Here is a 7,980-nt window from a genome sequence, read left to right as displayed (position 1 = left end):
GGCGGCCGCTGCGTAACCAAGGCGGAAATCCACTTAGGAAACGCCCGGAACCTGTTCAGACAAACCGAGCCACCTCTATCCAGCCCGCTTTGTCGTGCGGATGCTTGAGGCCGAGCCCGTGGCCGGTTTCGTGCAGAAGAGTGGCCCATCCGAAGTTGCCGGCCTCGGGCTCGCGGTAGCTATCGTAGTTTGGCCCGAACCAGATATCGCCGTCGTCCTCAGCCGTCGGAGTCAACAGACCCCCCGGAAAATCGGCGACCATGGCCGTGCCGAGTTTTTCGCTTCCGGTATTCGCAAAACGGAGATGGGCGGGTTGCTCGTCACCGGACGACGTCTGCTCCGACACGTTCAGTCTGGTGAAGCCCTCGACGGCGAATGCGGCACTGGCCGTGGGACCGACATCCGCCTCGAGGGCGAACGCGACCGCTGTCTGCTGCTGCGCGGTGATGGGCTCGAACTCGCGCAGCACTTTCCTGTGCGCGACCTTGACCCTGTCGGTCCCGGACGACGTGTCGTCGGGCGTGTAGGCGTATTCGGACCGGCTGTCGGGGAACGCGTAGGTGATCTCGCTCCCGGCCCATCGCGTGCCCCAGAGGAGCCCATTGAGGAATGTCTTGACCGTATCGTCATACGGTCCGACCTCGTCCATCGGCCGCACCCGCTCCACGGGATGAAACGTCCCGCTCATTACCACTCCCCCCCCACACGAGCGTCCTCCGACAACGGGTAAGACGCTTCACAATGACCCTAGGTCATCCCAATTTTGAGGATTCAGGCAAGCACGAATATCGTCAGGGCTGCAGATCGCCCTGCTTTCTGTCTTGGTTCTGCAGACGCTACTTGTCCGCCGCCGCCCGGGCCGCATCGGCCCTGAGCGCGGCATAGAGGGCGGACTTGCCAACCTTCACCCGTGCCGCGGCCTCGCGGACGGTGAGGCCCTGCGCGATCAGGCGGCGGGCACGGGAGACCTTCTCGAGCGTGGCGGCTATTGGCCGGCCCCCCTTGCGACCACGGGCAGCAGCCGCTGCGAGGCCGGCCCCGGTACGTTCCCGGATGAGGTCGCGCTCGAACTGCCCGAGCGCGCCGAAGATGTGGAAGACGAGCCGCCCCGTGGATGTGGTGGTGTCGATGGCCTCGGTCAGCGAGCGGAAGCCTACGCCCCGGGCTTCGAGTTCAGCGACGGTCTGCAGCAGATGCGTCATGGAGCGTCCGAGGCGGTCGAGCTTCCAGACGACGAGGGTGTCGCCCTCGCGCAGGTAGCGCAACGCCTCCGTCAGGCCCGGTCGCTCGGACTTCGCACCCGACACGCCGCGATCCTCGAAGACGCGCGGGACGCCCGCGGCGGCGAGGGCGTCGAGCTGCAGGGCGAGGCTCTGCTCGGCGGTCGAGATGCGGGCGTATCCGATGAGGGACATGGGAGAAGTCCAGAATGGGGGGCGTCGGCGCCCATCCGTCCACAAACCCGTCCAGCAATCAAGTTGTCCGATATCCCGTCGTTTAGATTGTTCTCGGACATACTTATAGCCGCTCCGGCAAATGTCGGTTTGCCGGACGCTGCAATCACTGGACCCGAAAGGTCCGCAGGCGTATCCCCGCTGCGGCTCGTCCGATCACGGAGCACCCGGCATCGTTCTCCTCCGGGTCGTCTGTGAGACGTCGGCCCGCTATACAGATCGTGCTGTGTCGGATCATGTCGATGGAAAGGTACGGTAGCGCCTTGCAGTAGGCTTGGTCATGCCGCTTACGGCAAGACCCACTTCGCGGCTAGAGATCCGGCTAGGGTCCGATCCCGAGTCCGCCGGCGATTGCGGCAAGACGGCGATCCCGTGTCCAGAGCGACGAGCCGGGCGCCAGAAGACACGACGCGACGAGCGATGCGCGACATAGCCCACCCCCGATGTCGCGAGGCTAGTGCGCTTTGTGCAATGAAATGAGCGGATGAAGATTGCAGGCCCTCCTCCTCTGTTTGGGTGACAAGACGCCTCTTATACGCTCTCCTCTTACCCGTAGCTCGTTATTACTTCTCCGTGGAGGATGAGCTTGTGGATTTGGATACCGAGCGACGCCTCACTACGCTGATCTACTCGGCACTGCTGGATCCATCATGCTGGCAGGGCTTTCTCGACGCAGCTGCGGCCGAAATCGGCGGCGCGCGTATGCAGATACATGGCTGGACCGACACCTCTGGATCTACTTTCGCGACCACCACAGGGTACGACCCTGAGATGCTCGCGATATATCGGCACCTGGCGCGCAGTAATCCGTGGTCGCGAACGATCATCAACGCTCCTGTCGGCGTCGTGCTTCCCAGCCAAGCGCTTTGCCCCGAACAGAAACTGAAGAAGACGCTCTTCTACGACGAATGGATACGTCCGCAGGAGAATATCAGCGTCGGCGCCGGCGTCGTCATCGGTCGCACACGATCCGGACCATTCATGTTCGGCGCCAATATCCGCGAACGCGACAGGCAGGAAAAGCATCCGCGGTTGATCGAGCTCATGGGCAGGCTCGCTCCACATCTCACGCTCGCTTGGCAACTCGGCCAAGCAATGTTCGAGCCACGAATTCGGCTCGTCGCTGCCGATGCGGGGGCTGCCAGCTCACGCGCGGCCCTGATCCTTCTACGAACAGACAGGACGATCGCCTTTGCCGATGAGGCGGCTGAGAACTTACTGGCAGCAGGGAGGCAATGCCGACTCGACCGTGTTGGCCGCCTTGTTTTTATCGACAAGCGAGCCGAGAGGGCCCTTTCAGTGGCCTTGCAGGAGTTGGCGCGGAGCGACCGGCAGGTAGCACTGAAAGTACCTCGAAGTGAGGGGTCGCCTGCTGTTCATCTCATCGGTCTCGACCATGATGAACTCCGGGACTGGCCCCTGGCAACGCTCCTGAGGTTGCCACCGCGAATCGTCCTCTGCGTGATCAATCATTCGACCACAGCGAGGCGGACGTCGCGTCTCGCGACTTTTGGCTTGACCCGATCCGAACAGGAAGTTGCCGAAGCAATCGCGCGCAGCGAAGACACGGCGACGATCGCCATGGAACGAGGTGTAAGTCTTGCCACGGTTCGAAGCCAAGTGAAGGCAATCTATGCCAAATGCGGAGTTCATAGTCGTGCAGCTTTAACGGCTCTTGTGCTTGGGCCCTGAGGGGCCTGACCGCCCCGGTTCCGACCCCATAACGTAACCCAACGTCCTTGGCCCAGATGGTTTTCCCCCATTTTGGGGATGCGGTCGATACGAACTTCAAGCAATCATTGCCAATATTCGGAACTGACCATCCATTGGTGACAAAAGATGAAGCGCGATATACTCGGCCGCATTCTTGAGGGTGGCCCGCAGGGGGATTTTCTAAAAGGCACCGGCCGCAACGACGTAGTTTTTGGTGCGGGGGGAGATGACACGATCGTGGGTGGCCGCGGTGTCGATCTTCTTTTCGGCGGCTCTGGTTCTGATGTCTTCATCTTCGATGATCGAGATGCAGGAGATGTCAGCTTCGGGCGCGCCGATACGGTCGGTGATTTTTCGAGCGAAGACACCATCGATCTTTCCCGAACCGAAGTGATCTACTTCGCCGGCTATGACCTAGTTTCGCCCGAGCGCGGGGGCTTCAGCATCTGGGAGGCGCAGGGCGACGTTTACGTGACATGGAATACCTTCGGGAAATTCCACGAGGTCAAACTCGCAGACTTCCAAGGCGACTACTACAACCTGTTTTCCCAAATCCGCTGGTACGACGACGATTATGCCGCCTCCGTCGCGACCCGTGGTTCGATCGAAGCCGGGGCAACGGCGAGCGGAGAAATCGAAGTCGCGGGCGATGACGACTGGTTCCGGATCAGTCTTGCGGAAGGGCAACTTTATACTTTCGACCTGCAGGGGAGGACGGACGGCGGCGGAACGATCGAGGATCCGTATCTGGTGCTCTACGACGAGTTCGGTGACTATGTCACAGAGGGAGTTGAAGCTCTTTCCTTCGTGGCCGACGCATCGGGGACCTTTTTCGTCTCGGTCGGGACGTTCGAAGGCAGTGGAACCTATACGCTCACAGCTGCGGCGGAACGCTACGTCGACGACTTCGGTGACGATGCATCCACCGCCGGAGAGATCGCTTCCGGCAAAACGGTGACGGGTACAATCGGTGTACCATTCGACGAGGACTGGTTTCGAATCGAATTGGCGGAAGGCGAGACCTACGTGATCGACCTCCGCGGCCAGTCCTCCGGGTTCGGCTCCCTGCCGGACCCGTACCTGAGACTACTGGACGCCGAGGGATTGGAGGTCGCCTTCAACGACGACGCCGACAGCCTCGACTCTCAGATCGTCTATACTGCTGACTCCGCGGAGACCTACTACATCGCAGCGAGCGAATTTTCCTCTGGTTTGGGAACCTATGAGCTCAGCGTAACCGAAGTTGGTAATGAAGTGATAATTGGCTAAGGGGATACTGATGGAAAACGCGTATGGACAGAAAACGTCAGAAACGGGCATTTTTGCCCAGTCAAATGCGGGAAAGGACTTTTGATCAATTATGACAGGCGCGGCCGTCACACCTTTGAGTCTCCTCGTATGGCGTTCATCGGCTTCTACCAGAAGGGATTCAGGGCTAGGAGAAAGATTTCGGTACGTCAACATATGTCTTGCTTTGTTGCAGTGCCCCGTTAATCTTTCCATGAAAGCGCTCCGTATCAGGAGCGGGTCTCCTTTGGGAGAACCAACAAGTTTCTGACACCAACAAATCAGCCATTTTTTGTCATGCTGACTCATTCTTTATACTTACTACGAGGGACGCGTTCACTTAACAACTCTTAGTAGAAGGCTTTTTCGGCGATGAAACTGCAAAGCATTGGACTACTAGTTACCTACTTATCAATCGGTCTAGCGACGCCCGCAATATCTCAGGGTAATTCTTGTGGGGGTATCGCAGGAGCGACATGTGCAGATGCACAGTTCTGCAACTACTCCGCCACAGGCACATGCGGCGAGGGCGATCAACTTGGCGTCTGCTCCCCCCTTCCTGAATTCTGTACTTTTGAATTCAATCCAGTATGTGGCTGCGACGGCGTAATCTACTCTAATGCGTGCATGGCTAGTGCCGCTGGTGTCAGTGTTGCTTCCGCCGAAGTCTGCATGGAGCGCGCCGCAACTAACGTCGAACGGTTAGACTGCCAAAACGGAGCAAGTCCTCAAGTGATCGTATGTGCCATGAAAGATGGGCGCAACGAAGAATATCCCAATCCATGTTCTGCCCAAGAAGCCGGCGCAACAAATATTGTTGCCAAGACAGGAGCGAGTTGTCCAGCTACTCAATAGTAGGGAAGGACTATGTCTTTTGTCCATTAACCTGTACTCGCCACGTTAGGCTCCAGACTCATTGAGTTTCGAAGCCAGAAGAGCACGGTTGCCGCGAGGGCGACGGCGGAGAGGAAGACCTTCGGGCACCTATCGTAGCGGGTTGCGATCCGGCGCCAGTCCTTCAAGCGACCGAACATGATCTCGATCCTGTTACGGCGCTTGTATCTGCGCTTGTCGTATCGAACGGGCTTGTCGCGCGACTTCCGACCCGGAATGCAGGCTTGTATCCCTTTGTCTCTCAATGCATCCCTGAACCAGTCGGCGTCGTAGCCCCGGTCGGCGATCAGCCAGTCGGCGATGGGCAGGCTGCTCATCAGGGCACGCGCACCGATATAGTCGCTGACCTGGCCTGCGCTCATGAAGAAACGGATGGGACGGCCCCGAGTGTCCGTGACCGCGTGAAGCTTGGTGTCCATACCGCCCTTCGTGCGCCCAATCAGACGCCCACGCCCCCCTTTTTACCCGCAGGCTCGAGGCCGTGCGGTGCGCCTTCAGATAAGTCGTAAGCGGCGGCTGCGCAGCACGGCGCATTCAGCTTGACGGCTTGTAGTTCCAGGGCAGCAGATCATCGATCGCGGACTGGGGGTGACCATTCGCGATCGCCTCGAGGGTTGCCTTGAGATAGGCGAAAGGCTCGACGCCGTTGATCTTCGCCGTCTCGATCAGGGATGCGATGCGGCCCCATGCCTTGCCGCCCTCGTCGTGGCCCGCGAAGAGCGCGTTCTTGCGGTTCAGAGCGATCGGCCGGATGAGGTTCTCGACGCTGTTCGAATCTATCTCGACGCGCCCGTCGTGGAGAAAGGTTTGCAGTCCGTCCCAGTGGCGATGGATGTAGGCGAGCTTTTCTCCGAGGCGGGACTTGGCCGAGACGCGCAGACGCTGCTGGTGCAGCCAATCTCCGAAGGCGGCGACCAGGGGGGCGGTGCGGGACCGCCGGGCCGACAGCCGCTGGCCCGGCTCGATGCCGCGGATGTCGGCCTCCACAGCATAGAATTCGGCAATGCGCCGCAGGCCCTCGGCGGCGATCTCGGAACCGTCGCGGTCGAAGACTTCCTTCATCTTGCGCCGTGCATGCGCCCAGCAATGGGCGACGCGGATCGGATCGCCGCCCTTGCGGGAGGGACGCGTGAGGCGGTTGTAGCCGGTATAGCCATCGAGTTGCAGCGTGCCGTCGAAGCCGCGAAGGAACTGCTCCGCGTTCTGCCCGCTGCGGTCAGGTGCGTAGAAGAAGACCACCCCGGGCGGGTCGTCGTCGCCCCAACCGCGATCGTCACGCGCGAGGGCCCAAAGGTAGCCGGTTTTGGTCCTGCCCCGGCCGGGGTCCAGCACCGGCGCCGTGGTCTCGTCCATGAAGAGTTTCGTGGATCGTTTCAGATGCTCGGACAGCCGGTCGACGACGGGCCGCAGGTGGAAGCCAGCGACACCGATCCAGTCAGCCAGCGTGCTGCGGTGGATGCTGACACCCGACCGGGCGAGAATCTGGCTCTGACGATATAGTGGAAGATGGTCGGCATACTTGCTGACCAGCACATGGGCGATGGCGCCCTCGGTGGGCAGGCCCGCTTCGATGAGGGCCGCCGGCGCAGGCGCCTGCGTGACGCCATCGGTGCACATCCGACAGGCATACTTGGGGCGGATGGTGGCGAGGACGCGCAGCTGCGCGGGCACGATGTCGAGACGCTCCGTCCGGTCCTCACCGATCCTGTGCATCTGCCCGCAGCCACACGGGCATTCCAGGCTATCGGGCTCTACGACCTGTTCGATCCGCGGCAGGTCCGCCGGCAGGTTGCCGCGGTTGCGCTGCGCAGGCGCGACCTTGCGGCGAGGCGCCTCGCTCTCCGTCGCCCGGTCATCGATCTGGGTTTCGACCTCGGCTATCGCCGTCTCGAGATCCTCGAAGGCGAGTTGCCGGTCGTCCTCGCTGAGCTTCTCGGACTTCTTGCCATGCACGACATGGTTCAGCTCGGCGACGAGATGCTCGAGCCGCTGGACGATCCGCTTCAGATCGGTGGTTTCCGCCGTCAGCGCCGCGTTCGCCGCCAGCAGTTCCGCATGCTCGCGCAGGAGGTCGGCAATGACATCGCGCTGGTCCTCGGGCAGGCTCAAAAGGTTGATCTCAGCGGCAGACGGCATGCGGCCAGAATACATCGAACCCATGGAAAAGGAACGCATTTCGACCACGAAGAGTCATTCTGCCGCAGCCGGCTTCCGGGCTTCCAGCGCCCGGACCTTGCGCCAGTCCAGGCCCGCGAACAGGGCCTCGAATTGCGCCCGGTTTAGCGTCATCACTCCGTCCCGGATGGTCGGCCACGCGAAGGTCGTCTCCTCCAGGCGCTTGTAGCCCATCACAAGCCCGCTCCCATCCCAGAACAGGATCTTCAGCCTGTCGGCCCGCTTCGCCCGAAACACGAACACCGTGCCGGTGAACGGGTCCTCCTTCAGAGCCGACTGGACCAGGGCCGCCAGCCCGTCATGCCCCTTCCGGAAATCCACCGGCTGCGTCGCGACCAGGATGCGCATCTTGTGTGACGGCATGAACCGTCCCGCGTTTGCCGGCAACTGTACTTAGCCAGGTGTCTGCTGCGTGTAGTCTGTTCCTGCTGCGAGCATGGCGTTGAGGGTGCAGAGC

The 7,980-nt window shown here is 61.0% G+C and carries 7 protein-coding genes and 1 pseudogene; 3 read left to right on the top strand and 5 right to left on the bottom strand.

The annotated features are described in order from the left end of the window. Positions 1 to 55: 55 nt before the first annotated feature. Together Q1B08_RS20385 and Q1B08_RS20380 are read right to left on the bottom strand one after the other, a co-directional pair. Positions 56 to 649 (bottom strand): hypothetical protein, encoded by a 594-nt coding sequence (locus Q1B08_RS20385; protein WP_299822946.1) that lies wholly within the window; start codon positions 647 to 649, stop codon positions 56 to 58. Positions 650 to 836: 187 nt separating this feature from the next. Further along, on the bottom strand, positions 837 to 1,415 hold the full coding sequence (locus tag Q1B08_RS20380; RefSeq protein WP_299822943.1) for a recombinase family protein: 579 nt from the start codon (positions 1,413 to 1,415) through the stop codon (positions 837 to 839). Between the two features lie 627 nt (positions 1,416 to 2,042). On the opposite strand from Q1B08_RS20380, the gene Q1B08_RS20375 reads away from it, so the two are divergent. The 3 genes from Q1B08_RS20375 (at position 2,043) to Q1B08_RS22185 (ending at position 5,309) form a co-directional block, all read left to right on the top strand. Continuing rightward, complete coding sequence (locus Q1B08_RS20375; protein WP_299822940.1) at positions 2,043 to 3,146, top strand: helix-turn-helix transcriptional regulator; 1,104 nt, start codon at positions 2,043 to 2,045, stop codon at positions 3,144 to 3,146. Between the two features lie 147 nt (positions 3,147 to 3,293). Next, a complete protein-coding gene (locus Q1B08_RS20370) occupies positions 3,294 to 4,436 on the top strand; it encodes a pre-peptidase C-terminal domain-containing protein (RefSeq protein WP_299822938.1) in 1,143 nt (380 codons plus the stop codon). 390 nt (positions 4,437 to 4,826) lie between these two features. Next, a complete protein-coding gene (locus Q1B08_RS22185) occupies positions 4,827 to 5,309 on the top strand; it encodes a Kazal-type serine protease inhibitor domain-containing protein (protein WP_366140076.1) in 483 nt (160 codons plus the stop codon). Between the two features lie 26 nt (positions 5,310 to 5,335). On the opposite strand, the pseudogene Q1B08_RS20365 reads toward Q1B08_RS22185, so the two are convergent. The 3 genes and pseudogenes from Q1B08_RS20365 to tnpB form a co-directional block, all read right to left on the bottom strand. Next, a pseudogene (locus Q1B08_RS20365) lies at positions 5,336 to 5,852 on the bottom strand (IS5 family transposase); the annotation flags it as partial. A 30-nt stretch (positions 5,853 to 5,882) separates the two neighbouring features. Beyond that, positions 5,883 to 7,484, bottom strand: coding sequence for an IS66 family transposase (locus Q1B08_RS20360; RefSeq protein ID WP_299822935.1), 1,602 nt, complete (start codon positions 7,482 to 7,484; stop codon positions 5,883 to 5,885). Positions 7,485 to 7,538: 54 nt separating this feature from the next. Further along, positions 7,539 to 7,871 (bottom strand): IS66 family insertion sequence element accessory protein TnpB, encoded by a 333-nt coding sequence (gene tnpB, locus Q1B08_RS20355; protein ID WP_299822931.1) that lies wholly within the window; start codon positions 7,869 to 7,871, stop codon positions 7,539 to 7,541. Between the last annotated feature and the right edge of the window lie 109 nt (positions 7,872 to 7,980).

The sequence above is a fragment of the uncultured Jannaschia sp. genome, assembly GCF_947494025.1.
Lineage (GTDB): Bacteria > Pseudomonadota > Alphaproteobacteria > Rhodobacterales > Rhodobacteraceae > Jannaschia.
The sequence above is the reverse complement of the archived record's forward strand: the minus strand, read 5'-3'. Positions and strand labels throughout refer to the sequence as shown.

What these genes read in the sequence shown, in the direction of transcription:
- Q1B08_RS20385 (WP_299822946.1), bottom strand. Translation starts at nt 649, where the DNA reads ATGGACGAGGTCGGACCGTATGACGATACGGTCAAGACATTCCTCAAT.
- Q1B08_RS20380 (WP_299822943.1), bottom strand. Translation starts at nt 1,415, where the DNA reads ATGTCCCTCATCGGATACGCCCGCATCTCGACCGCCGAGCAGAGCCTC.
- Q1B08_RS20370 (WP_299822938.1), top strand. Translation starts at nt 3,294, where the DNA reads ATGAAGCGCGATATACTCGGCCGCATTCTTGAGGGTGGCCCGCAGGGG.
- Q1B08_RS22185 (WP_366140076.1), top strand. Translation starts at nt 4,827, where the DNA reads ATGAAACTGCAAAGCATTGGACTACTAGTTACCTACTTATCAATCGGT.
- Q1B08_RS20360 (WP_299822935.1), bottom strand. Translation starts at nt 7,484, where the DNA reads ATGCCGTCTGCCGCTGAGATCAACCTTTTGAGCCTGCCCGAGGACCAG.
- tnpB (WP_299822931.1), bottom strand. Translation starts at nt 7,871, where the DNA reads ATGCGCATCCTGGTCGCGACGCAGCCGGTGGATTTCCGGAAGGGGCAT.